This is a genomic window from Streptomyces sp. NPDC002092, from assembly GCF_053593775.1.
The window spans coordinates 61,029-86,305 of sequence record NZ_JBSFDG010000012.1; the positions used below are offsets into that span (position 1 = coordinate 61,029).

The following is a 25,277-nucleotide window of genomic DNA, read 5'->3' on the forward strand; positions in this document are numbered from 1 at the left end:
CCCGGCGCCGCCGTTGGCACCGGGCACAGGTGTGGAGAGGGGCGCGGGGAACTGCGCGACCAGCCACAACGGACCGGCACCCGCAATACCACCGCACCCCCGACGGCGCTCCGCGCGGCCGCTATGCGCGACCCGCAGCCTTCTGACTCCTACGGCTGACGGAGTCGATGACGACCGCACCGAGCAGAACCGCACCCGTGATCATGTACTGGATGGACGTGTTCATGTTGAGCAGGTCCAGTCCGGTCTGGATGGACTGGATGACCAGCATGCCGAGGAGGGCGGACCACACGGTGCCACGGCCGCCGAACAGCGAGGTGCCGCCGATGACCGCGGCTGCGATGGCCAGCATCAGCGTGTTGCCGCCACCGGCGTTCAGCGTGGCGCTGGCCGTCTGACCTGCGAAGAACATACCGCCGATGGCCGCGAAGCCGCCGGAGATGGCGAACACGGTGATCCGGACCATCGGCACGTTGATACCGGCGCGGCGGGCCGCCTCGATGCCGCCGCCGACCGCGAAGACCTTGCGGCCGTAGGTGGTGCGGCGCAGCACGAAGTCGACGACCACCAGTGCCGCGAGGAAGATCACCAGGGCGTTGGAGACACCGGAGGAGTTGTTCAGCACGGCCGCGGCGGCGAAGGACGCCACGGCGAGTACGGCGACCCGCAGCAGGATCTCGCTGGTGGGCCGGAACGGCACCCCGGCCTCCTTGCGCCGGCGCTGCTCCATGAACGAACCCACGAGCATGGACAGCACGCCGAGGCCGGCCAGCAGGTAGGCGCCGATGATGGCCTGGTCCATGAAGAAGGAGCTCTGGCCGAGCAGGTGCACCGGGCCGGAGTCGGACGGGATGTTGATGGTGCCGCTGGAGCCCAGCAGCCACAGCATCAGACCGTTCCAGCCGAGGAAGCCGGCCAGGGTGACGACGAACGCCGGTACGCCGATCTTCGCGAAGAACCAGCCGTGCAGGGCACCGATGCCGACGCCGATCAGAATCGACAGGACCAGGGCCAGCCAGGCGTTCACGCCGTGGGTGACCACGAACACGGCGAACAGGGTCGAGGCAAGGCCGCTGACGGAGCCGACGGAGAGGTCGATCTCGCCGAGCAGCAGCACGAACACCAGACCGATGGCGAGCATGCCGGTGGCCGAGAGGAAGTAACTGATGTTGGAGAGGTTGTCGGCGCTGAGGAAGCGGTCGTTCTTCAGCTGGAAGATCGTCCAGATGACGATCAGGCCGATGACGACCGGCAGCGAGCCCAGCTCGCCGCCCTTCACCTTGCGCTTGAACTCGGTGAGGTAGCCCCTGAGGCCCTCTTCACGGATCAACAGGCGCGGGTCGACGACGGTGACGGCCGCGGCCGTGGGGTCGTCGGCGGGAGCGACGGTGTTCTGGTGCTCCAGCTCCGGCTGTTCTTTGCTCACGGTGTTGGACGTGTCGCTCACTTTGCCGCCTCCGTGCTGCGACGCCCCGCACGACGGGTCACGGCGTTGTCCGTGGCACCGGTGATCGCGGCGATGATCTCTTCGTGGCTGGTGTCCTTCACCGGGAAGGAACCGTTGTTCCTGCCCAGGCGCAGAACGGCGACGGTGTCCGCGACCGCCTTCACGTCGGCCATGTTGTGGCTGATCAGGATGACGGCGAGGTTCCGCTCGCGCAGCCGCTCGACCAGGTCGAGGACCTGCGCGGTCTGCTCGACGCCGAGGGCGGCGGTGGGCTCGTCCAGGATGACCAGCTTGGGGTCGCCGATCAGGGCGCGGGCGATGGCGACGACCTGGCGCTGACCACCCGACAGGCTCGCGATCGGGATGCGCACGCTCGGGATGCGGATCGAGAGCGTGCTCAGCAGGTCGCGGGCCTGCTTCTCCATCGACACCTCGTCGATGACCCTGCGGCGCAGCAGCTCGCGGCCCAGGAAGAGGTTGCCGACCACGTCGAGGTTGTCGCACAGGGCGAGGTCCTGGTAGACCGTCGCGACACCGATTCCCTGGGCGTCGTGCGGCTTGTTGATGCTCACCGGGTTGCCCTGCCACTCGATGACGCCCTCATCGATGGGGTGGACACCCGCGATCGTCTTGACCAGGGTCGACTTTCCTGCACCGTTGTCGCCGACGAGCGCGACGACTTCTCCGGCGTGGACCTCCAGATCGACGTCGGTGAGGGCCTGGACCGCACCGAATCGTTTGGAGACTCCGCGCAACGCCAGCACGGGCGTAGCGGACACGTGAACCATCTCCTTCGCCGCCTGACCGGCGGGGATGCCGCGCTTGGGGTGAATGCGCGGAGTGATGTGCTCAATCGCACGAGGTTTACAAGATGAACATGTTCGAAACCGCCGCCCAAGGCAACGGTTCCGTCCGACGCCCGTCCCGGCAGCGGGGTATGAAGGCCGGGGCGGGCGTCGGACAGGTTCGCGGGGGCCGCGGTGCGGCCCTTGCTCGCGGGTGGGAACGCTCGGGGTGAGCGCTCCCACCGGGGAGTGCTACTGGAGCCCGGCGGTCTTGCAGGCCGAGGCGAACTGCGCGGTGCAGATCTGCGCGACCGTGTACAGGCCGTCCTTCACCACGGTGTCCTTGATGTTGGCCTTGGTGACCGACACCGGGGTCAGCAGCTGCGAGGGCACCTTGTCGCCGGAGCCGCTGGTCTGGGTGGTGGTCGTCAGGGACGAGATGCTCTTGCCCTGGAGCAGGTCGACCGCGAGGGTGGCCGCGGCCTCGGCCTCCGGCTTGAAGGCCTTGTAGACCGTGGCGGACTGGGTGCCCGCGACGATCCGCTGGATGGCCGCCAGCTCCGCGTCCTGACCGGTCAGCGGGATGCCCGAGATGCCGGCGCCCTTCAGCGTGGTGGCGATACCACCGGCCATGCCGTCGTTGGCGGAGTAGACGCCCGCGATGTTCTTGGCGCCGAGCTGGGTGATGGCCGCGGACATCTTCTGGGCGGCGACGGTGTCCTTCCAGAGGCCGGACTGCTCGTAGGCGATGTTCACCTTGCCGTCCAGGACGCTGTGGGCGCCCTTCTTGAACTGCGCGGCGTTCGGGTCGTTGTCGTCACCGTTGATCATGACGACCTTCGACGACTTGGTCGCCTTGGAGCCGAGCGCGGTCAGCAGCGCCTGGCCCTGCAGCTCGCCGACCTTGACGTTGTCGAAGGAGACGTAGGCAGAGACGGGACCCTGGGCGAGGCGGTCATAGGCGACGACCTTGATGCCCTTGTTGACCGCCTGCTGGATGGAGGACTTGATAGCGGCCGAGTCCTGGGCGCTGATCACGATCACCTTGACACCCTTGGTGATCATGGTGCTGACCTGCTGCGCCTGCGTGGTCGCGTTGGCGTTGGCGTTGGCGTACTGCACGTCACAGCCGGAGCAGAGCGCCTTGACCTTGGTCTCGAAGTACGGCTTGTCGAACTTCTCGTAGCGCGTCGTCACGCTGTCGGGAAGCAGCAGGCCGATGGAGCCGGTCTTGGAGCCACTGCTGCTGGAAGAGCTGTTGGAAGAGCTCTTCTTGTCGCCGGCCTTGCCACAGGCGGCCAGCGTGAGGGCCATCGAAGCCGCGACGGTACCGACGACGACTCTACGCATCGTTGCGTTCATTTGGAGGTGCCTCCCTGACAGGGCCGCAACGCTGCGGCCGAGGTGGCTGGAAGTCAACTCGGCCACGCGTGCGACGTCAAGAAGTAAATACTTAACGAGATGGCAACGGCGTCATGCGTTCTCTAAGTGAAGGCAGGTGTCACAGTCGACAAGGTGCCGTCCAAAAGGGTCGAATCGCCCATCTCGCTGAGCGCGAGAGCGAGCGCTCCGAGCACCTCCGCACGGCCCCCAAGTGCCCCCGGGAGAACGGACAGTTGGCGCGCTGCACTGGGGATGGCGTAGCGGCCGACTGACTCCCTGATCGGCCCGAGCACCAGCTCACCGGCCTCGGCGAGATCACCGCCCAGGACCACGCGGCTCGGGTTCAGCAGATTGCAGAGATTGGCGACTCCAGAACCGATGTGACGGCCGACGTCGGCGATCACCCGACGGCAGCCCGGGTCTCCGTCCCTGGCCAGTCGCACGACGCCTTCCATCGTCAGGTCGGTGCCGTGGCTCGACTGGAGCAACGGAAGCACATAGCGCGCTGCCGCAAAGGTTTCCAGGCATCCCCGGTTACCGCAGCGGCAGACAGGGCCGGATTCATCGAGTGTAATATGTCCGATTTCTCCTGCGGTGCCACCGGGACCCCGATAGATCTTCCCGTCGATCACCAGACCCGCGCCGACACCGCTCGCGACCTTGATGTACGCCAGGTCCCTGACCCCCCGGCCACTGCCCCAGACCAGCTCGCCGAGGGCGCCGAGGTTGGCGTCGTTGTCCACGTGCACGGGCACGCCGAGCCGCCCTCGCAGCTCCTCTGCGGGCTTGGTGCCGATCCAGCCGGGCAGGATCGCGGACGAGCCGAGGGTGCCGGACTCGACGTCGATCGGACCGGGCACACCGAGGCCCACGCCCGCGACTTTGGACCGGTCGACACCCGTTGCTGCAATCAGGCGATTGACCAGCTCTTCCGCCCGGTCGAAGCCCTGCGCGGAGGAGGCGTCCACGTCCAGCGGCTCGGACTCCTCGGCCAGCACCTGGTGGGCGAGATTCCCGACCGCGACGCGCAAATGCGTGTGCCCGAAGTCCACGCCGATGACGATCCCCGCGTCACCGCTGAGGGAGACGCTGCGGGCTCTTCGGCCGCCCGCCGATGTGGGCGTGACCTCGACCGTTCCGCCGTCCTTGAGCTCGCGGACGATGTTGGAGACCGTTGCCGCGGACAGCCCTGTGGTCCTCGCGATCTCCGCCTGCGTGAGTGACCCGGCCAGCCGGACGGCCCGTACGACCCGCTCCAGGTTGGCTCGGTGCAGTGACGACTGCGACCCCGGAGTCTCCACGACGACCTCCTGCGCGCGGGACCGCTTCAATGAGGCCCCGTCTATGTCCAACTAGTGAACTCTAAGCTGAGCTGTTCGGGTCGCCTCCCGTCAAGAGGTTGAACTGTTTCCGGGCCGTTGAACACACCCGGACGCACGCGCACAGACGCGTGCGCGCCGTTCCCCCGAGCCCCGGGGAACGGCGCGCACGCCGGGCGTGGGAGCGCTACTTCAGCGCGCCCGCCGTCAGCCCCTGCACCACCTGCCGCTGGAAGACGATGTACGCCGCCAGCACCGGCAGCATCGCCATCACCAGGCCGGCGAAGAGCCCTGACCAGTCGCCCTTGTACCCCTGGCTGGCCGCCAGCTGCACCAGGCCCTGGGTGAGCACGCGCTTGTCCGGATCGGTGTTGAGCACCGTCGGCAGCATGTACTGGTTCCACTGTCCGAGGAAGTTGAAGATCCCCACGCTGATCAGGCCGGGCTTGGCCATCGGCAGCATGATCTGGAAGAACGTCCGGCTGTGCGAGGCCCCGTCGACGAAGGCCGCCTCCGCGACCGAGGTCGGCAGGGTGCGGAAGAACGCGGTCAGGAAGAAGACCGTGAACGGCAGCGAGTAGGCGATGTAGACCAGGATCAGGCCGTGGATGGTGTTCAGCAGGCCCATGTTGTTCACGACGTAGAACAACGGGACCAGCGCCAGCATGATCGGGAAGCTCATGCCGCCGATGAAGAGGAAGTAGATGAAGCGGTTGCCCGGGAAGTCGAACCGGGCGAGCACATACGCCGCCATCGAGCCCAGCACCAGCGTGCCGATGAGCGAACCGCCCACCACCAGGATGGTGTTGAGGAAGTAGTCGCTCATGTTGGCGTCGGTCCAGGCCCGCGCCCAGTTGTCGAAGTGCAGCTTGTCCGGCAGCGCCCAGGGCGAGCTGAAGATGGAGCTGTCGTCCTTGAAGGAGGTCATCACCGCCCACAGCAGCGGCATGACGACCATGAACGCCCACAGGACGAGCATCCCGTGGGAGAAGACGTTGAGGACGTTGCCCTCCTTCTTCTCCTGGGCGGGCGCCCTGGGCGGCACGTCGACCTTGGAGACGGAGGCACCGGACTCGGCCGGTACGGGGGCAGGGGTATCGGTCGTCTTCATGTGTGATCAGTACTCCAGCCGCTCGCGCCGGCCCAGCCGCATCACGATCGCCGCGAAGGCCAGCGTGACGATGAGCAGGGCGACGCCGATGGTGGTCGCGTAGGCGGCCTGTCCGTCACGGAACGCCTTCTGGTACACGTACAGGACCATGACGGTGGTCGAGTAGTCGGGACCGCCGGGCCCGGTCGTCATGATCTGTACGACCGCGAACGACTCGGCCCCCAGCGCGAGGATGCCCATGTAGACCCAGCCGGACTGCACGGTGTCCCAGAGCAAAGGCAGGGTGATCCGGAAGAACGTGCTGACGCGGCTCGCCCCGTCCAGCAGCGCGGCCTCGTACAGGTCCGCCGGAATGGAGGCCATACCGGCGGAGAAGAGGACCACGAAGAAGCCGACCGAGGACCAGACCAGCACCGCCATCACGCACCACAGGGCCAGGCTCGGGTCGCCCAGCCACAGCGGCTGGACGCTGTCGAGCCCGATTCCCCGCAGCAGGGAGTTGATCGCGCCGCTGTCCGGGTTGTACGCGAAGGCGAACAGCAGGGCGACGATCGCGATCGAGAGCACCTGCGGGAAGAAATAGACGATTTTGTAGAAGGACGAACCGCGGACACCGGAAATCACCGGGCCGCCCCGCCTTCTCCGCCCGCCGACATTGATCATGAAGGCGAAGAACAACGCCAGACTGATCGTCACCACCGGCAGCACCAACGCGAACAGCAGGCTGTGCTGCAACGACTTCCAGAAGATCTCGTCGTCGAGCATCCTTTTGTAGTTGTCGAAGCCGACCATCTTGAATTCGGGGCTCAGGCCGGTCCAGTCCGTGAACGAGTAGTAGATGGACTGGATGAACGGCCAGACGACGAACAGCGCATAGAGCCCCAGGGGCAGCGCCAGAAACCCCACGATGAACCGGTACTTGCCGTGCTGCATTACTACCTACCCCGATCTCTGGGCGGGTGCTGCCTGTGTTGCCGGTGGTGACGGACCCTCACTGGTGCTTGTAGTGCTTGATCGACGAGTCCTTGGCGGCCGCGTCGGCGAAGCCCTGGATCTTCTTGATGGCTTCGGCCGGGGTGATACGGCCGGCCATCATCTCACCGAGGCCCGCCACACCGATCTGCTCCTTCTGCAACTGGACGTACCAGTCCTGCAGGCGTGGATTCAGCACATTGTTCCCGGCCAGCTTCAGCGCCGCGACACCGGACTTCAGACCCGGGGTCAGGGAGATCCCGGTGGTGCCGCCGTTGAACGCGGTCAGCGACTTGACCTTGGTGGTGAAGTTCTTCGAGGAGGCCTCGCTGAGCATGATGCGCAGCTGCTCCATGCCGCCCTCGGGGTTCTTCGCCTTGGCCGGGACGATGAAGGGCTCGCCGCCGGAGGCCCAGATCGTGCCGAAGGGCATCTTGTCGGAGCTGTCGATGCCGGTGGGCGCGGAGACCGCCAGGTTGAAGTCGGCGGGGATGACGTTCGCCGACTCGTTCTCCACCCAGGAGCCGTTCGGGATGAACAGCGCCTTGCCCTTGGCCCACGCGGTCTGCGACTGGATGTGATCGAGGCCGGGGGTGCCCTGGAGGATGTAGCCCTTCTTGTAGAGCTCGTAGTAGGCGTCGAAACACGCCTTGACGGCCGGGTGCTTCCAGGCGTTCGGCTCGAGGTTGTCGATGGCGTCGAGGACCTCGCGGCCGCCGACCTTGCCGATCATCGGGTACAGCGAGAAGGGGATGTAGTACGGGTACTTGCCCGCGTACGTCCAGCCCGCCATGCCCTTCTTCTTGGCCTTCTCGCACACGGCGAGCATCTCGTCCCAGGTCTTCGGGTACTGCGCGTCGAGCGAGTCCAGCGCCTTCTGCGAGTACCAGACGCCGTACACCGTGTAGGCGTAGTACATGATCCAGACCGGGTTGCCGTCGAACTGGCCCATCTCCACGATGCCGGGGCGCAGCGTGTCGCGGACCTTCTTGTTCGGGTCGTCGTAGGAGGGGGCGTCGAGGAGCGGGGTGAGGTCGGCGAGCTGGTTCTTGCCGACCAGGACGCCCATGTCCATCTGCTCGGCGCCGGAGTTGTCGATGAGGTCCGGCGGGGTGCCCTGGTTGAAGCGGGGCTGGAGCGTGGACTGGATCTTCTGGGTGGCGGAGAACTTCACCTTCGCCTCGGGGAAGTTCTTCTCGTAGATCTTCACGGCGTCCTGGGCGTACTCCTTGCCGAAGCCGCCGTCGAACAGGACGAACTCCATGCCCGCGGTGTCGTTCACGCCCAGCGGGTTCTTGGCGGTCTTCTTGCCCGCCTTGGCCTTGCTCCCGTTGCCGCCACCGCCACTGCTGGCGCAGGCCGACAGGAAGCTCATCGTGGGTACGGAGATCAGTCCGAGCGCAGCGGACCGCTTGATCAGATCGCGGCGGCCGACACCCGCGTTGCCGGTGTTCTCGGCGGAAGTGGATCCCATGCTCAAGTCCTCGCCTTCTCCAGGACTCAGGCGGTGAACCGGATCCTCCCCGGCACCGCGGTCAGGTTCAGCAGGGTCGTGCAGGAAGTGCGGATCGTGAAAGAACGGATCGGGTGAATCGCCGACAGGTATAGTCCACTTCCCGCCAACGGAGCAAGATCGAATGCAAGGTTGGCCAATGGTCTTATCCGAGTTGAGACCTCCAGGAAATATGAGGCGCCTGTGGCCACCTTGCCGGAAAAATCCGCGACATACGCCCCGAATGCCACAGCCAACACCCTTGACATCACTGAGCACTTGACCCACTACTGGTCTCTGCGCGTCGCATTTGACAACGTTGTCCGGAGCGGCAGGGAGGGTGTCTGCGTATGCGGCACAGAGCTCGGCACAGGTGGGGTCCGGCGGTCGTGATCATGGCCGCCTTCGTCATGGCGGTGGGCTCGCAGGGGGCGGCGGTCGCCCTGCTCGACGCGCCGCCCAAGGCGGACCGGGAGTTCGCCTCCTCCTTCGAGGCGGGCGATCCGGCCCCGGACTGGCTCAACACCGTCGACACGGCGGTGGACGGCAGCAAGCGGGCCTCGGGGGTCGACGGCGGCTACAGCACCGGCATCCCGGGCAATGTGACCGACCATGTCACGGATGTGCGCGCCAGTGCCGAGAACACGGACGGCGGCGAGGTGAAGGAGAACCTCGTCGACGGCGAGTCCGGCACCAAGTGGCTGGCCTTCGCGCCCACCGGCTGGGTCGAGTTCGACCTGGACAAGCCGATCAAGCTGGTGACCTACGCGCTGACCTCGGCCAATGACGTGGCCGAGCGCGATCCGAGGGACTGGACCCTGCAGGGCTCCACGGACGGCAAGGACTGGAAGACCGTCGACACCCGCTCCGGCGAGTCCTTCTCCGAGCGCTTCCAGACCAGGTCGTACGACCTCCCCGAGCCGGCCGAGTACCAGCACTTCCGGCTCGACATCACGAAGAACAACGGCGCGGACATCCTGCAGCTGGCCGATGTGCAGTTCTCCACGGGCGGCAGCGGCGGCCCGGTCCCGCAGGACATGCTCTCGCTGGTGGACCGCGGCCCGAGCGGATCGCCCACCGCGAAGGCGGGCGCCGGGTTCACCGGAAAGAGAGCCCTGCGTTACGCCGGACGGCACACCGCCGGCGGGCGGGCGTACTCGTACAACAAGGTCTTCGACGTGAACGTGGCCGTGGGCCGGAACACCCGGCTGTCGTACCGGATCTTCCCGTCGATGGCGGACGGGGACCGCGACTACGACGCCACGAACGTGTCGGTGGATCTCGCCTTCACGGACGGCTCCTATCTGAGCGATCTCGGCGCGAGGGACCAGCACGGGTTCGCGCTGTCGCCGCAGGGCCAGGGCGCCTCGAAGGCCCTCTACGTCAACCAGTGGAACAACGTGGCCTCGCAGATCGGGTCGGTCGCCGCCGGAAAGACGGTCGACCGGATCCTGGTGGCGTACGACTCCCCCAGGGGCCCGGCGAGGTTCCGCGGCTGGCTGGACGACATCGCGATCAGGCCGGTCGCGCCGGAGCAGCCGAAGGCCCATCTGTCCGACTACGCGCTCACCACCCGCGGCACCAACTCCAGCGGCGGCTTCTCACGCGGCAACAACCTCCCCGCGACCGCCCTGCCGCACGGCTTCAACTTCTGGACGCCGGTGACCAACGCGTCCTCGCTGAGCTGGCTGTACGACTATGCGCGTGCGAACAACGACGACAACCTGCCGACGATCCAGGCGTTCAGCGCCAGTCACGAGCCGAGCCCGTGGATGGGCGACCGGCAGACCTTCCAGGTGATGCCGTCGGTCGCGCCGAGCGCCCCGGACACCGGGCGTCAGGCCCGTGAGCTGGCCTTCCGGCACGAGAACGAGACCGCGCGGCCGTACTACTACGGGGTGCGGTTCGAGAACGGGCTGAAGGCCGAGATGGCCCCGACCGACCATGCGGCGGCGCTCCGGTTCACCTACCCCGGTGACGACGCGAGCGTGATCTTCGACAATGTGACGGAACAGGCGGGCCTCACGCTCGACAAGGACAACGGGATCGTCACCGGCTACTCGGACGTGAAGTCCGGGCTGTCGACGGGCGCGACCCGGCTGTTCGTGTACGGCGTGTTCGACAGGAAGGTGACGGACGGCTCGTCGAGCGGGGTCAAGGGCTATCTGCGCTTCGACGCCGGCGAGGACCACACGGTCACCCTCCGGCTCGCCACCTCGCTCATCAGCATCGACCAGGCCGAGGACAACCTCCGCCAGGAGATTCCGGACGGCACGTCCTTCGACGCGGTGAAGATTCGCGCCCAGCGGATCTGGGACCGCCTGCTCGGCAAGGTCGAGGTCGAGGGCGCGACGCCGGACCAGCTGACCACGCTGTACTCGTCCATGTACCGGCTGTACCTGTATCCCAACTCCGGCTTCGAGAAGGTCGGTTCGACGTTCCGGTACGCCTCCCCGTTCTCGCCGATGCCCAGCCAGGACACACCGACGCACACCGGCGCGAAGATCGTGGACGGCAAGGTGTACGTCAACAACGGCTTCTGGGACACCTACCGGACGACCTGGCCGGCGTACTCGCTGCTGACACCGGGTCAGGCGGGCGAGATGGTGGACGGTTTCGTGCAGCAGTACAAGGACGGCGGCTGGACCTCGCGCTGGTCCTCCCCCGGATACGCGGATCTGATGACCGGCACCTCCTCGGACGTGGCGTTCGCGGACGCGTACATCAAGGGCGTGAAGTTCGACGCGAAGGCGGCGTACGAAGCGGCCGTGAAGAACGCGACGGTGGTGCCGCCGATGTCGGGCGTGGGCCGCAAGGGCATGGCGACCTCGCCCTTCCTCGGCTACACCACGACCTCCACCAACGAGGGCTTCTCATGGGCGATGGACGGCTACAACAACGACTACGGCATCGCCCGGATGGGCCAGGCTCTCTACCAGAAGACCGGTGACGAGCGGTACAAGGAGGAGTCCGAGTACTTCCTCAACCGCGCTCAGGACTATGTCAACCTCTACGACAAGTCGGCCGACTTCTTCCAGGGCCGAAACGACCGGGGCGACTGGCGACTCGACGCGTCCAAGTACGACCCACGGGTGTGGGGGTACGACTACACCGAGAGCAACGGCTGGGGGTACGCCTTCACGGTCCCGCAGGACACCCGGGGACTGGCGAACCTGTACGGCGGCAAGGGCGCGCTGGCCCAGAAGCTGGACCGGTTCTTCTCGACCCCGGAGACGGCCGACCCGCAGTTCGCCGGGTCCTACGGGGGCGTCATCCACGAGATGACCGAGGCCCGGGACACCCGGATGGGCATGCTCGGGCAGTCCAACCAGCCCGCCCACCACATCCCCTATCTGTACGACGCGGCCGGACAGCCGTGGAAGACGCAGGAGAAGGTGCGCGAGATCCTCTCGCGGCTCTACACCGGCAGCGAGATCGGCCAGGGCTACCACGGCGACGAGGACAACGGCGAGCAGTCGGGCTGGTACCTCTTCTCGGCCCTCGGCTTCTACCCGCTCGTCATGGGCAGCGGCGAGTACACCATCGGCTCCCCGCTGTTCACCAAGGCCACCGTGCATCTGGAGAACGGCCACGACCTGGTGGTCAAGGCGCCCGGGAACAGCCGGAGGAACATCTACGTCCAGGGTGTGCGCTTCAACGGGCAGGCGTGGAACTCGACTTCGCTCCCCCACTCGCTGCTCGCCAGGGGCGGGGTCCTGGAGTTCGACATGAGCGCGAAGCCGTCGTCGTGGGGCACGGGCCAGAACGCGGCGCCCGTGTCGATCACCCAGGACGACAAGGTGCCGACACCGCGCGCGGACGTGCTGAAGGGCGGGGGGCCGCTGTTCGACAACACCTCGGCCACGGACGCGACGGTGACCTCCGTCGACCTCCCGGTCTCCGGGCCGGTCAAGGGCCTTCAGTACACGCTGACGTCGTCCGCCGACCGCGCGTTGGCGCCGACCGGCTGGACGCTCCAGGGATCGGACGACGACGGCACCACCTGGCAGACACTCGACAAGCGGTCCGGCGAGTCCTTCACCTGGGACCGGCAGACACGCGCGTTCACCGTGGGCTCCCCGGGGACGTACGGGAAATACCGTCTGGTCCTCGACGGCGAGGCGGTGCTGTCGGAGGTCGAACTGCTCGCCTGAGCAGTGGCGTTGGTTACCTGCCGCCTCAACTGGTTTGACAGGGCTGTCGGTTGAGGCGGTAGGGTCTTGCGCAGACCGTGCGACAACGTTGTCGTCGCATCCGGTGTCGCAGAGCCAGCACCACCCGGGCAGGTACTCCCCCGGCCTGCACCGGCTCGCGGACCCGGTGGCCGACCCATCGCCACCGGGTCCGCCCCGAGCGGCCCTTCAGCCGACGCGGCAGGGCAGGTTCGTCGCCGTGTCACCGCCGTCGCCCGTGACGACGTATCCGAAGGTCGTGCTCTTCCCCGGATCCAGCGAACCGTTCCAGTCGGCGTTGTGGACCATCACGTCCTGGCCGTCGTAGGTCGCGTTGCCGTTCCAGAGACTGTCGGCCTTCTGGCCTCCCGGCAGCGTCCAGTCGACCATCCAGCCCAGCATCGGGACGTCGCCGGTGTTGGTGACGGTCACCTCGGACTGGTAGCCGCCGCTCCAGCTGTTGGTGGTCCTGCGGACGGCCTCGCACTTGCCCGGTACGGGGTCGGTCGGGTTGCCGGGGTCGTGGATGCCCGTGACCTCGCCGTGGCCGCCGTCGAAGACGACGTCGGAGCAGGAGTAGAAGGTCTCCGCGCTGTCCGAGCGCTGCCAGACCATGTAGATGATGTGGCGGCCCGACTTGTTGGCGGGCAGCTGCCCCGTCCAGGAGTAGTTGGCCTCGACCGTGCCCGGGGTGCCGTGGAGGGGCGGGTGGTCGACGCTGAGGAAGGGCTTGTCCTCGATGTCGGCCCAGGTGAGTGGCTTGGTCGGGTCGAAGCCGTCCTTGGTGATGTAGACGTAGAACCAACCCGGGTGCGCCGCCCAGGCGTTGTACGAGAAGTCGACGGTCGCGCCCGAGGTGAGATGGGTGAGCGGCCAGTCGCCCCGCGCGAGGTTGAACCCGGTGAAGTTGGGGTTGCCGCCGCTGCAGAGCTGACCGTCCGGGACGAAGCCGCGGGTGCGGCCGGCGCCGTCGGAGCGCAGCACGGAGAACCAGTTGTAGAACGGCGTGGTGCCGCTGGCCTGTTGGGCCGCCTTGCAGGCCGGATTGACCGGTTTGATCTCACCGGTGCTGGTGAGGGCGTCCTGCCAGCACAGGAAGGTACGACTGCCGGGTTTCATGGGGGTGCCGTGCGCCTCCGCCTTGCCGCCTGCCGTGATGACGAGGGCGAAGGCGGGGAGGGTGGCGAGGAGCGAGACGAGGACGAACAAGAGAGCCCTGGTGGTTAATCGGCGCGCCGGTCGGCGCGTTATTGTCAGGATCATGACATTCGTGTCCTTCAAGTACGGCCGGGTGGATGCGGGTGTGCGGGTATGAGCGAGGCGGGAGCGACCCGGGGCGGCGGGTTCCGGTCCGCCGTCCCATATGGGAGCGCTCCCACCTCACCCTGGTGGAAAGTAGCGCTGCTTGGCTCACTTGTAAACGACTGGCGCAGTGGTCGTCCCGGGCCGCAGCGGCACGACACGCGACGAGTCGGTCTGGTTCCTGAGGAACTCGAAGAACACAGGTCACTTCTTTCGCGCGCCCCAGCGCCTTTTCGTGCGCCGTTCTGAATTTCGCGCGCCGCCCGCGCTCCCTGCTTCCACAACTCGGAACTCTGTCCGGCGACTTCGGAGAAAGTACGACTGGCCCTGCGTTGTTTCAACGACGGGAAGGGTGACAGAAGCGCTGATCACAGAGGTCTCGTGGGCTCGTCCACGCCCCATGACCACGCTGGCGCGATCATGCCAATGTCTATCAGCTCTATTCTCTTTGAGCGATGCATAATGATGGGATCGAAGAGCTAGGAACTTTCCGTGCATGGCCGCTCAGGTTCAGGGTACGTGCACCGTCTAAGGAGCGGCGATGACACCCCCCGTGGACCCCAGTCTCAACCGGCGAAAGCTACGCCTTGCCCTGCGGCAGGCGCGTGAGCGTGCCCGGATGACCCAGCGTGAGGCCGCCGAGCGGGTGGAGTGGTCGCAGTCGAAACTCATTCGGGTGGAGACCGGCACGGTCAGTGTGTCCGTCAGCGATCTACGGGCCCTCATGGCCTTGTACGACATCACCGACTCCGCCACCAGGCAGGAACTCGAGGATGCAGCCCGGGGCAGCAAGGGGCCCAGTTGGTGGTCCAGGTATCACGACGTCGCCACGCCCCAGTTCGCCCAGTACCTGGGATATGAGAGCGCCGCAACGTCTCTGCACACCTATCACCCCATCGTCGTCCCCGGCCACCTCCAGACACGGGGTTACGCGGAGGCGCTCCTCGCCCCTCGCGGTCTGAGTCCTGAACGGGCGCGCCGGGTCGTGGATTTGAGGCTGGAACGGCAGGAGAGGATGTTCGACGTCTCCGCCGCCGGCCCCGTGACCACCTTTGTCCTGGACGAGGCCGCGCTACGGCGCCAGATCGGAGGTGAGGAAGTGCTTGCCGAGCAGCTCCAGCAGCTGCTCGACTTCAGCGAACGCGACAAAGTCACGATCCGGGTACTGCCTTTCAAGGCCGGAGCACATTACAGCACCCTCGGCAGTTTCGTCCTGTTGGGCTTCTCCGACGACGACGATCTGCTGTATTTGGAGCACGCCGCAGGCAGCATGACCGGCGGCGAAGACCTGGAACTGCTGGCCCGTTACCAGGAGTGCTTTCAAACGATCACGGATCTGGCACTCGGCGCCACCGAGTCTCTCGACCTGATCGATCACATCAAGCAAGACCTCGCTGGCCGCTAGTTCTGCGGCACCGACGGCTGGTGGTGAGCCAGGGGGAGGACCGACGTGGTCTTCAGGTCGATATGGCAGGGCCTGCGACAGCCGTGGGCCCGCAGCGAAGAACCCGGTACCGAAGCGACCGGGCTGTCCGACGTGGAACTGAAAGCGCAGGCCATCCAGGACGAGAAGCAGTCGCAGAACCTCATAGCCATAGAGAAGGCCCGGGGCTCGATGAAGCTGAGGTTGGTGCTCGCCCTCGGCGGCCTGGGACTGATCGCCTTGATCGTGCTGGTCGTGGCGTTGGTGGTCGCCCTCCGAGCGGCCGCTCACCTCAAGCTTCCCTGGCACCCGATAGCCACCGTCGTCTGCACGCTACTGGGCTCGTCAGGTGTCAGCGGCCTGGTGGGCTGGCGGGTGAGGAAGAAGATCCTGACGCGCCCTCAGGCCGCCGCTCAGTCGGAGAATCCCCCGGCAGGCGATCCGGACCAGGTGGGGACGACATAGTGGTGATCCCCGCCCGCCACACTCCCGTGCCGACGGCCACGGACAGTGCCACGACCACCCACAGGATCCGTTTGGCGAGCAGGTTGTCGACGAGGAGTGACGCGAGGGCAGCGGCCACAGTCGCCGCCGCGCCGGCGCTGAGCGCGTAAGTGACGGCCCCGCCCACCACCGCGGACCGTTTCCGTGTCCTCTTCCCCGAATGCTGCACCGCTGATGCCCCGGCACCCATAGAGGCCCCCTACCTACTGCCGATGGCTGTTCAATGACGTCACGGGCCCTCTAACTCCCCCTGCATCACCGCACGGACGAACTCCGTCCAAGCAACGGCGGCGAAGCTCAGATGTGAGGGTCCGGGCCTTTTGGAGTCGCGCGCGAGCACTCGGTCCTCCCCCACGGCGACCTCCACGCACTCGGTCTCATTGCCACACATGCTGCTCCTGCGCCACAAGGGTTGCCCCTTATGCACCACCTCAGCCCTCCTGCCCCCCGATGCGCCCGGGCAGTGCCCATCCATGTTAGTGGACGGTTGTGCACCACCGCAGGCAAGTACCCCCAAACGTCAGGCCGGGAACCACACGCGGCAGCCGAATGACTACACACGGCTACTGATACTCAGCGTAGAGGAGCCGCATCTCCGCAGCCATACCCGATCCGGTCCATATGCCGTACGCCATTGCGAGCGACACAGCCCACGCCGAGCAGCCCACTACATTCGCATTCCCAACCTGCGTCCGGGGCAACCGCCTTGTCCTTCATTTGGCTCAAGTCGCCTTGTTTGCTGGCGGTTTGAGGCCAGCAGAATGCCCGCGTCCGCCTCGTCGGTCGCCGGCAGCTCGACGGTGAACTCCGTGTGCCCGGGGCGGCTGTTCACATCGATCCGTCCGCCGTGCGCTTGGACGATCGCCGCCGCGATGGCCAGCCCGAGCCCCGACCCGCCCGCCGTCCCCGGTGCGCGTGAGCGGGACGTGTCGGCGCGGGTGAAGCGCTCGAAGACCTTCGGGAGCAGGTCCGGGGAGATGCCGGGGCCGTTGTCCCGCACCCGGACGACGCACCGCTGTGGCATCGCTTCCACCTCCGCGACCACCGTGGTGCCCGCGGGTGTGTGCACACGGGCGTTGGCCAGCAGGTTGGCCACCGCCTGCTGGAGGCGGGCCGCGTCGCCGGTGACCAGGGGCGGGGTCTCGGTGAGGGGGAGGGCGAGTTGCCAGTCGTGGCCGCTGCCTGCCGCCCGTGCGGCCCAGAGGGCCTCGGCGACCACGGCCGCGAGGTCGACCTCGGCGGACTGGAGGGGCCGGCCCTCGTCCAGGCGGGCGAGCAGCAGCAGGTCCTCCACCAGGCCTGTCATACGGGCCGACTCCGCCGAGACGCGGCGCCAGGCCAGTACCGGCTCGATGCGGTCCGTGCCGCGGTTCATCAGTTCCGCGTAGCCCGCGATGGACGCGAGGGGGGTGCGCAGTTCGTGGCTGGCGTCGGCCAGGAAGCGGCGCATCCGTTCCTCGCTGCGCCGGCGTTCGGCGAGGGAGGACTCGACGTGGTCGATCATGCGGTTGAGGGCGGCTCCGACCTGGCCGACCTCACTGGCGGGGTCGGTGTCCCGGGCCGGGACGCGGGTGAGGCCGGTGACCTCCCCGCGGGCGAGCGGGGAGCGGGAGACCTCGACCGCGGTGGCGGCGACCCGGCCGAGGGGGCGCAGCTGACGTCGTATGACCACGGCGCAGACGATGCCCGCGACGGCAAGGCCGGCGGCCGCGACGCCCGCCTCCGCCTCGACCAGTCCGTCGATCATGTGCTGTACGCGGTCCATGGGGAGTCCGGCGAGGACGCGGACCCCGTCCGAGTCGAGCCCGGCGAGCCGGTAGGTGCCGAGGCCGGGGACGGTGACGGTGTGCTTGGAGCCGTTGGGTGCGATGCCCTTCAGGGCGGTGCGCTGGAGAGCGGTCAGGTTCTGCGGCGGGGCGTCCTGGCTGACGATCGCCGCCGAGAGGACCCTGCCGTGGCCGTCCAGGCGGGCGGCGATCATGCCGACGGGGTGACCGTTCTCGGTGAGGAAGGAGAGGTTCGCCTTGTCGTCCCGGTGCAGAGCGGCCCCGCCCAGACTGCGCTCGGCGGCATTGCCGACGCGGCCGTCCAACTCGCCCATGAGGGAGGCCCGTTGGACCACGGCGGTGGTGAACGTCATCGCCGCGCACACGACGACGAGGGTGGCGCCGACGAAGAGCAGCAGTCGGGCGCGCAGCGAGCGGGCGACCGGGCGGGCGGTCATCTGCCGTCCTCCGTCGGCGTGATGGTGTCAAGACCGTCGATGCGGTGCTCCACGGCGTCGCGGGCGGTGAGCGGGAGGGCGGGGAGTTCCGGGTTCTCGTGGCGGAGCCGGTGCAGGACCTGGATGCCGTCGAGTTCGGGCGGCATCCCGTCGAGTACCACGGCGTGCGGGGCGCAGTGGGCGATGCGCCGTGAGGTGCCTGACATGTCTCGATACTGTCCCGGTCCGCTGAGGGAACCCTGTGTTCCACCTGAGGGTGGGTGATGACCTGGGATTTCCCGGCCGGGACACGGCGAGGGCCGCACCCCCGGCGTACCGGGGATGCGGCCCTCGACTGCCTTGCTGCGCCGCTTACTTGCGGATCAGGCTGCGCAGCACGTACTGCATGATGCCGCCGTTGCGGTAGTAGTCGGCCTCACCGGGGGTGTCGATGCGGACGACCGCGTCGAACTCGACGCCCGTGTCGGTGGTGACCTTGACCGTGCGCGGCGTGGTGCCGTTGTTGAGCTCCTCGACGCCCGCGAAGGAGAAGGTCTCCTCGCCGGTCAGACCGAGGGACTCGGCGTTCGCGCCCTCCGGGAACTGCAGCGGCAGGACGCCCATGCCGATGAGGTTCGAGCGGTGGATGCGCTCGTACGACTCAGCGATGACGGCCTTGACGCCGAGCAGCGCGGTGCCCTTGGCGGCCCAGTCGCGGGACGAGCCGGAGCCGTACTCCTTGCCGGCCAGGACGACCAGCGGGATGCCCTGCTCGATGTAGTTGCGCGAGGCGTCGTAGATGAAGGAGACGGGCGCGTCGGGCTGGGTGAAGTCGCGGGTGTAGCCGCCCTCGGTGCCCGGCGCGATCTGGTTGCGCAGGCGGATGTTGGCGAACGTACCGCGGATCATGACCTCGTGGTTGCCGCGGCGCGAGCCGTAGCTGTTGAAGTCGCGGCGCTCGACGCCGTGCTCCGTGAGGTACTTGCCGGCCGGGGTGTCGGCCTTGATCGCACCGGCCGGGGAGATGTGGTCGGTGGTGACCGAGTCGCCCAGCTTGGCGAGCACGCGCGCGCCCGTGATGTCGGAGACCGGGGTGGTCTCCATCGTCATGCCCTCGAAGTACGGGGGCTTGCGGACGTAGGTCGACTCGGCGTCCCACTCGAAGGTGTTGCCGGTCGGGATCGGCAGCGCCTGCCACTGGGCGTCGCCCGCGAAGACGTCCTGGTAGGACTTGTTGAACATGTCCTCGCCGATGGCGTTGGCCACGACGTCGTTGACCTCGGCCTCGGAGGGCCAGATGTCCTTCAGGAAGACCGGGTTGCCGTCCTGGTCGATGCCCAGGGCGTCCTTGGTGATGTCCACCTTCATGGAGCCCGCGATGGCGTACGCGACGACCAGCGGCGGGGAGGCCAGGTAGTTCATCTTGACGTCGGGGTTGATCCGGCCCTCGAAGTTCCGGTTGCCGGAGAGGACCGAGGTGACCGCGAGGTCGTGGTCGTTGACGGCCTTGGAGACCTCCTCCGGCAGCGGGCCGGAGTTGCCGATGCAGGTGGTGCAGCCGTAGCCGACGAGGTTGAAGCCGACCTTGTCGAGGTACGGGGTCAGGCCCGCCTTGTCGAAGTAGTCGGTGACGACCTTGGAGCCCGGGGCGAGGGTGGTCTTGACCCACGGCTTGCGGGTCAGGCCCTTCTCGACCGCCTTCTTGGCCACCAGCGCGGCGGCGACCATGACGTACGGGTTCGAGGTGTTGGTGCAGGACGTGATGGCGGCGACCGTCACCGCGCCGTGGTCGATCTCGTACGTCGAGCCGTCGGGGGCGGTCACGGTGACCGGGTTGGACGGGGCGCCGTTCGGGGCGACGGCCGGGGCGTCGGAGGCCGGGAAGGACTCCTGGCCCGCCTCGTCCACGACGTCCACGTAGTTGCGTACGTCCGTCTTGAACTGCTCGGCGGCGTTCGCGAGGACGATGCGGTCCTGCGGGCGCTTCGGGCCGGCGATGGAGGGGACGACCGTGGACAGGTCCAGCTCGAGCTTCTCGGAGAAGTCCGGCTCGGCCTTCGGGTCCAGCCAGAGGCCCTGCTCCTTGGCGTACGCCTCGACGAGCGCGACCTGCTGGTCGGAGCGGCCGGTCAGGCGCAGGTAGTTCAGCGTCTCGTCGTCGATCGGGAAGATCGCGGCGGTGGAGCCGAACTCCGGCGACATGTTGCCGATGGTGGCGCGGTTGGCGAGGGAGGTGGCGGCCACACCCTCGCCGTAGAACTCGACGAACTTGCCGACGACGCCGTGCTTGCGGAGCATCTCGGTGATGGTCAGCACGAGGTCGGTGGCGGTGGTGCCGGGCTTGAGCTCACCGGTCAGCTTGAAGCCGACGACGCGCGGGATCAGCATGGAGACCGGCTGGCCGAGCATCGCGGCCTCGGCCTCGATGCCGCCGACGCCCCAGCCCAGCACACCGAGGCCGTTGACCATGGTGGTGTGCGAGTCGGTGCCGACGAGGGTGTCGGGGTAGGCCTGGCCGCCCCGGACCATGACGGTACGCGCGAGGTGCTCGATGTTCACCTGGTGGACGATGCCGGTGCCGGGCGGGACGACCTTGAAGTCGTCGAAGGCCGTCTGGCCCCAGCGCAGGAACTGGTAGCGCTCGCGGTTGCGGCCGTACTCCAGCTCGACGTTCTGCGCGAAAGCCTCGTTGGTGCCGAACTTGTCGGCGATGACGGAGTGGTCGATGACCAGCTCGGCCGGGGAGAGCGGGTTGACCTTCGCGGGGTCGCCGCCGAGCTCCTTGACGGCCTCACGCATGGTGGCGAGGTCGACGACACAGGGCACGCCGGTGAAGTCCTGCATGATCACACGGGCGGGCGTGAACTGGATCTCCTGGCTGGGCTGCGCCTGGGAGTCCCAGCCGCCGAGAGCGCGGATGTGGTCGGCGGTGATGTTCGCGCCGTCCTCCGTGCGGAGCAGGTTCTCCAGCAGGACCTTGAGGCTGTACGGCAGTCGGGCCGAGCCCTCCACCTTGTCCAGCCGGAAGATCTCGTACGACTCGTCGCCCACCTGCAGCGTGCTGCGGGCGTCGAAGCTGTTCGCCGACACGACAGTCTCCTTCATTGATGTGCGCGTACTCACCACGATCCTGCCGCCACGGCATCTCGGCCGATCCGCTAAGGTAAGGCTAAGTTAGGCGTGCCTTACCGAGGTGGCGGCTGTGGTGCTCCTCGGCAGATATCTCGATGTCGAGATAACTCTAGTACATGGGGCCGGGATGGTCATGCCCGACCTCGTCACAGCCGCACCCTCACGCCTCCGTCCACCGCGCCCGCACGACTGGTCCCGCCAGGCGATTATCCGGCGAAAAGGGGCATTTGGCGCGGGCGGCCATCAGGGCGCAGGGTCTGGGTACTCGCCTCCCGCGGGGAAGTCCGTCCGAGCGGAGGGAGGCGTTCGCCCACCGGCCCCCCATGAGGCGGCGTTGACGGCCCGTCACTCGAATGGACCCTCTTCACGTGCCTCATCTCATATCTGAGATAGCCTCAACCCCATGGCAGACGACTACCTCGTACGCATCGGCAAGCTCATCCGTGACGCCCGGCAACATCGTGGCTGGACACAGGCCCAGCTCGCGGAGGCACTCGGCACCAGCCAGAGTGCCGTCAACCGCATCGAGCGCGGCAATCAGAACATCAGCCTTGAGATGATCGCTCGAATCGGGGAAGCCCTGGAGAGCGAAATCGTCTCCCTGGGCTACGCGGGGCCGATGCATCTGCGGGTGGTCGGCGGCCGTCGGCTGTCCGGCGCCATCGACGTCAAGACGAGCAAGAACGCCTGTGTGGCGCTGCTGTGCGCCTCCCTGCTCAACAAGGGCCGCACGGTGCTGCGCCGGGTGGCGCGGATCGAGGAGGTCTACCGGCTCCTGGAGGTGCTGGGCTCCATCGGTGTGCGCACGCGCTGGATCAACGACGGCGTGGACCTGGAGATCGTGCCGCCCGCCGAGCTGGACATGGCGGCGATCGACGCCGACGCCGCCGTACGGACGCGGTCCATCATCATGTTCTTCGGTCCGCTGCTGCACCGCATGGACCACTTCAAGCTCCCGTACGCGGGCGGTTGCGACCTGGGCACGCGGACCATCGAGCCGCACATGATCGCGCTGCGCCGGTTCGGCCTCGACATCACCGCCACCGAGGGGCAGTACCACGCGCTGGTGGACCGGACCGCGCGGCCCGACCGGCCGATCGTGCTGACCGAGCGCGGGGACACCGTCACCGAGAACGCGCTGCTGGCCGCCGCCCGCCACGACGGCGTCAGCGTCATCCGCAACGCGTCCTCCAACTACATGGTCCAGGACCTGTGCTTCTTCCTGGAGACGCTGGGCGTCAGGGTCGAGGGCATCGGTACGACGACCCTCACGGTGCACGGTGTGCCGCAGATCGACGTCGACGTCGACTACTCCCCCTCCGAGGACCCGGTCGAGGCGATGAGCCTGCTGGCCGCCGCGGTGGTGACGGAGTCGGAGCTGACGGTGCGTCGCGTGCCCATCGAGTTCCTGGAGATCGAGCTGGCGGTCCTGGAGGAGATGGGGCTCGACCACGACCGCACGCCCGAGTACTTCGCGGACAACGGCCGTACCCGGCTGGTGGACCTCACCGTGCGGCCCTCCAAGCTGGAGGCGCCGATCGACAAGATCCACCCGATGCCGTTCCCGGGCCTGAACATCGACAACGTCCCGTTCTTCGCGGCCATCGCGGCCGTGGCGCAGGGCAAGACACTGATCCACGACTGGGTCTACGACAATCGCGCGATCTACCTGACGGACCTCAACCGCCTTGGCGGCCGCCTCCAACTCCTCGACCCGCACCGGGTGCTGGTCGAGGGCCCGACCCGCTGGCGCGCCGCCGAGATGATGTGCCCGCCCGCCCTGCGGCCCGCCGTGGTCGTCCTGCTGGCGATGATGGCGGCCGACGGCACGTCCGTGCTGCGGAACGTGTACGTCATCAACCGGGGTTACGAGGATCTGGCGGAACGGCTGAACTCGGTCGGGGCGCAGATCGAGATCTTCCGGGACATTTGATATACCGATGCCGATGCCGCCGCACCCAGTCTGACCTGCTACTTAGCGGGTCGGACAGGGGTGCGCCGGGAGTGCCCTGGTCAGCGGGCCAGGGAGACGATCGATTCGCCGGCCTCCAGTTCCTCGGAGGCGTAGAAGTGGCGCAGGGCGTGGAAGCCGTGTTCCCGGGACGGTTCCCACACACGAGCGTCGTCGTCGCTGTCCTCCTCGGGCGCAGCGACACTTGCCGGTTCACGCGCCCGCGCTATAGTGCCGAAACCCCCGATCACTGTCTTGAGGACCCCCGGGTGAGCAGGGGTTGACTTTTGTCATCTCGCGCTCGTGACAGGGCGGCACTGCCGAGCCCGGTCACCGGACGGGAGTCTGGTGACCATGGCAACGACACAGGCGGTGCTGACGGCCGAAGGGCTGCGGTACCGGTACGGAGAGACCGTCGCACTCGCAGGCGTGGACCTGCGGGTCGACCCGGGAGAGTGCGTCGCGCTGCTCGGACCCAACGGGGCCGGGAAGTCCACACTGGTGGCGCTCGCGGTCGGACTGCTCGCGCCGCAGCAGGGGACCGTGCGGATCCTGGGCGGTGATCCGCTCCGCGCGACGACCCGTCGGCGGCTGGGCGTGGCGCAGCAGACCCTGGGATTCCCTAACACGCTGACCGTGGGCGAGCTCGTGAGCGGTGCCGCCGTCCGCGGCGGGCTGCCGGCGACCGCGGCTGTGCCGGTCCTGGAGGAACTCGGGCTGACCGATCTGGCGCGCAGGCGGGTGGCGAAGCTGTCGGGCGGTCAGAAGCAGCGCGTGCAGTTGGCGATGGCACTGGTCACCGAGCCGGCGCTGCTGGTCCTTGACGAACCGACGGTCGGCCTGGACACCCAGGCCCGGCGGCACTTCTGGGAGATCCTGGCGCGGCGCCGGGCACAGGGCACCGCCGTGCTGGTGACCACGCACCTGATCGAGGAGTCGGCCGCGGTCGCGGACCGTGTGGTGGTGCTCGACCACGGTCGGGTACTTGCGGACGGGTCGCCGCAGGAGCTGGTCTCCCGCCTGCCGGACCGGACCGTGACCGTCCGGACCACCCTCGACCAGGACGGACTGGAGCGCCTGCCGGGTGTGCTCAGGCTCGGGCGGGAGCACGGTCTGGTGACGATCCAGACGCGTTCGCCGGAGGACCTGCTGCGCGTGCTGCTGGACCGGGACCCGCAGGTGTCGGAACTGCGGGTACGGGACGCCGGTCTGGAGGAGGCCGTGGTTGCACTGACCGACGGCGGGGAGGCGGTCGGACCTTCCCCGTCCGCGCCGTCGCGGACTCGTGGAACCTCAGGACGCACTCACGAAGGCAGCAAGGCATGAACATGATGACGGTTCGGGTCTTCCGCGCCGAACTGCGGGACGAACTACGGTCGATCGTGCGGGAACCCACCTCGTTGTTCTTCGGCGTCCTCATGCCGGTCGGGATCTTCGTGCTGTTCAACCTGCTGTACGGGCACGATGCCGTGCAGGGCCTGTCGGCCGGTACGGCGATGGTGGCCACGTTCGGCACCTACGGGGTGATCACTGTGGCCTCGCTGCAGCCGGGGATCGGGGTCGCACAGGACAGGGACCTGGGCTGGCTGCGCATGAAGCGGGTGTCCGCCGTACCGATCTGGATCAGCCTCACCGCCAAGGCCACCGCCGCGCTCCTGTACGGCGTGGGCGTGCTGGTGCTGATGGGGGCGGCGGCCGCGGCCTTCGGCACGCTCCACGCCTCGCCCTGGGCGCTGTTGCGGGTGGCGCTGGTGCTGCTGCTGGGCAGTGTCCCGTTCACGCTGTTCAGCGTGGCTGTCGGTTTCCGGTTCCGCACGGGCGCGACGAGCGCGCTGCTCAATGCGGTGCTCTTCCCGCTGGCGGTGCTGTCCGGGCTGTGGATGCCGATCCGGTTGCTGCCCTCGGTCGTCCGGGACATCGCCGAATTCCTGCCCACGTACCACCTCGCCCAGCTCGGGCTCGCCCAGCTGGGTCAGGGCACCTCCCTGCTCCACGTGCTCGCCTTGGTGGTCACCACAGTTGTGGCGGCCGGTGTGGCGGCGGCGTCCTACCGGCACGCGCGGATCTGAGGCCGGTCCGAC

17 protein-coding genes and 1 pseudogene are annotated in these 25,277 nt (G+C 67.6%); 6 read left to right on the top strand and 12 right to left on the bottom strand.

Annotated elements, in window-relative coordinates; all coding sequences use genetic code 11:
- Positions 1–121: 121 nt before the first annotated feature.
- From ACWCRD_RS26975 to ngcE, 7 genes are all read right to left on the bottom strand, one after another.
- Positions 122–1,447 carry a sugar ABC transporter permease gene (locus tag ACWCRD_RS26975; protein ID WP_450968353.1) on the bottom strand — a complete coding sequence of 442 codons (1,326 nt, stop codon included), beginning with the start codon at positions 1,445–1,447 and terminating at the stop codon, positions 122–124.
- Positions 1,444–2,235, bottom strand: a complete 792-nt coding sequence (locus ACWCRD_RS26980; protein ID WP_450968354.1) for an ATP-binding cassette domain-containing protein — start codon at positions 2,233–2,235, stop codon at positions 1,444–1,446. The genes ACWCRD_RS26975 and ACWCRD_RS26980 overlap by 4 nt, the downstream gene beginning before the upstream one ends.
- 249 nt (positions 2,236–2,484) lie before the next feature.
- Positions 2,485–3,594: a sugar ABC transporter substrate-binding protein gene (locus tag ACWCRD_RS26985; protein WP_450968355.1), complete on the bottom strand. Its 1,110-nt coding sequence runs from the start codon at positions 3,592–3,594 to the stop codon at positions 2,485–2,487.
- 122 nt (positions 3,595–3,716) lie between these two features.
- Positions 3,717–4,916 (bottom strand): ROK family transcriptional regulator, encoded by a 1,200-nt coding sequence (locus tag ACWCRD_RS26990; RefSeq protein WP_450968356.1) that lies wholly within the window; start codon positions 4,914–4,916, stop codon positions 3,717–3,719.
- A gap of 205 nt (positions 4,917–5,121) precedes the next feature.
- Positions 5,122–6,045 carry a carbohydrate ABC transporter permease gene (locus tag ACWCRD_RS26995; protein ID WP_450968357.1) on the bottom strand — a complete coding sequence of 308 codons (924 nt, stop codon included), beginning with the start codon at positions 6,043–6,045 and terminating at the stop codon, positions 5,122–5,124.
- Positions 6,046–6,051: 6 nt separating this feature from the next.
- Positions 6,052–6,978, bottom strand: a complete 927-nt coding sequence (locus ACWCRD_RS27000) for a carbohydrate ABC transporter permease (RefSeq protein WP_344401837.1) — start codon at positions 6,976–6,978, stop codon at positions 6,052–6,054.
- A gap of 58 nt (positions 6,979–7,036) precedes the next feature.
- The gene (ngcE, locus tag ACWCRD_RS27005) at positions 7,037–8,491 is read right to left on the bottom strand and encodes an N-acetylglucosamine/diacetylchitobiose ABC transporter substrate-binding protein (protein ID WP_450968358.1); all 1,455 of its coding nucleotides are present in this window, start codon (positions 8,489–8,491) and stop codon (positions 7,037–7,039) included.
- A gap of 368 nt (positions 8,492–8,859) precedes the next feature.
- On the opposite strand from ngcE, the gene ACWCRD_RS27010 reads away from it, so the two are divergent.
- Positions 8,860–12,663, top strand: coding sequence for a GH92 family glycosyl hydrolase (locus ACWCRD_RS27010; protein WP_450968359.1), 3,804 nt, complete (start codon positions 8,860–8,862; stop codon positions 12,661–12,663).
- Positions 12,664–12,870: 207 nt separating this feature from the next.
- Here the strand turns inward: ACWCRD_RS27010 and ACWCRD_RS27015 are convergent, their stop codons facing one another.
- Positions 12,871–13,944, bottom strand: coding sequence for a lytic polysaccharide monooxygenase auxiliary activity family 9 protein (locus ACWCRD_RS27015; protein ID WP_450968360.1), 1,074 nt, complete (start codon positions 13,942–13,944; stop codon positions 12,871–12,873).
- A gap of 580 nt (positions 13,945–14,524) precedes the next feature.
- On the opposite strand from ACWCRD_RS27015, the gene ACWCRD_RS27020 reads away from it, so the two are divergent.
- On the top strand, positions 14,525–15,388 hold the full coding sequence (locus ACWCRD_RS27020) for a helix-turn-helix domain-containing protein (RefSeq protein ID WP_450968361.1): 864 nt from the start codon (positions 14,525–14,527) through the stop codon (positions 15,386–15,388).
- 45 nt (positions 15,389–15,433) lie between these two features.
- The gene (locus tag ACWCRD_RS27025) at positions 15,434–15,871 is read left to right on the top strand and encodes a hypothetical protein (RefSeq protein ID WP_450968362.1); all 438 of its coding nucleotides are present in this window, start codon (positions 15,434–15,436) and stop codon (positions 15,869–15,871) included.
- Between the two features lie 268 nt (positions 15,872–16,139).
- Here ACWCRD_RS27025 and ACWCRD_RS27030 read toward each other — a convergent pair whose 3' ends face one another.
- From ACWCRD_RS27030 to acnA, 4 genes and pseudogenes are all read right to left on the bottom strand, one after another.
- Positions 16,140–16,385: a DUF397 domain-containing protein gene (locus tag ACWCRD_RS27030; protein WP_450968363.1), complete on the bottom strand. Its 246-nt coding sequence runs from the start codon at positions 16,383–16,385 to the stop codon at positions 16,140–16,142.
- Between the two features lie 192 nt (positions 16,386–16,577).
- Complete coding sequence (locus tag ACWCRD_RS27035; RefSeq protein WP_450968364.1) at positions 16,578–18,134, bottom strand: HAMP domain-containing sensor histidine kinase; 1,557 nt, start codon at positions 18,132–18,134, stop codon at positions 16,578–16,580.
- Positions 18,135–18,163: 29 nt separating this feature from the next.
- Positions 18,164–18,322 (bottom strand): annotated as a pseudogene (locus ACWCRD_RS27040) (DNA-binding response regulator); the annotation flags it as partial.
- 163 nt (positions 18,323–18,485) lie between these two features.
- On the bottom strand, positions 18,486–21,203 hold the full coding sequence (gene acnA, locus ACWCRD_RS27045; protein WP_450968365.1) for an aconitate hydratase AcnA: 2,718 nt from the start codon (positions 21,201–21,203) through the stop codon (positions 18,486–18,488).
- Between the two features lie 445 nt (positions 21,204–21,648).
- Here acnA and ACWCRD_RS27050 point away from each other — a divergent pair, with 445 nt between their 5' ends.
- The 3 genes from ACWCRD_RS27050 to ACWCRD_RS27060 all read left to right on the top strand — a co-directional run bounded on the left by ACWCRD_RS27050 (position 21,649) and on the right by ACWCRD_RS27060 (position 25,265).
- A complete protein-coding gene (locus tag ACWCRD_RS27050) occupies positions 21,649–23,178 on the top strand; it encodes a helix-turn-helix domain-containing protein (protein WP_450968366.1) in 1,530 nt (509 codons plus the stop codon).
- Between the two features lie 372 nt (positions 23,179–23,550).
- Positions 23,551–24,522, top strand: a complete 972-nt coding sequence (locus ACWCRD_RS27055) for an ABC transporter ATP-binding protein (protein ID WP_450968367.1) — start codon at positions 23,551–23,553, stop codon at positions 24,520–24,522.
- Positions 24,519–25,265 carry an ABC transporter permease gene (locus ACWCRD_RS27060; protein ID WP_450968368.1) on the top strand — a complete coding sequence of 249 codons (747 nt, stop codon included), beginning with the start codon at positions 24,519–24,521 and terminating at the stop codon, positions 25,263–25,265. The genes ACWCRD_RS27055 and ACWCRD_RS27060 overlap by 4 nt, the downstream gene beginning before the upstream one ends.
- The last annotated feature ends 12 nt before the right edge of the window (positions 25,266–25,277 follow it).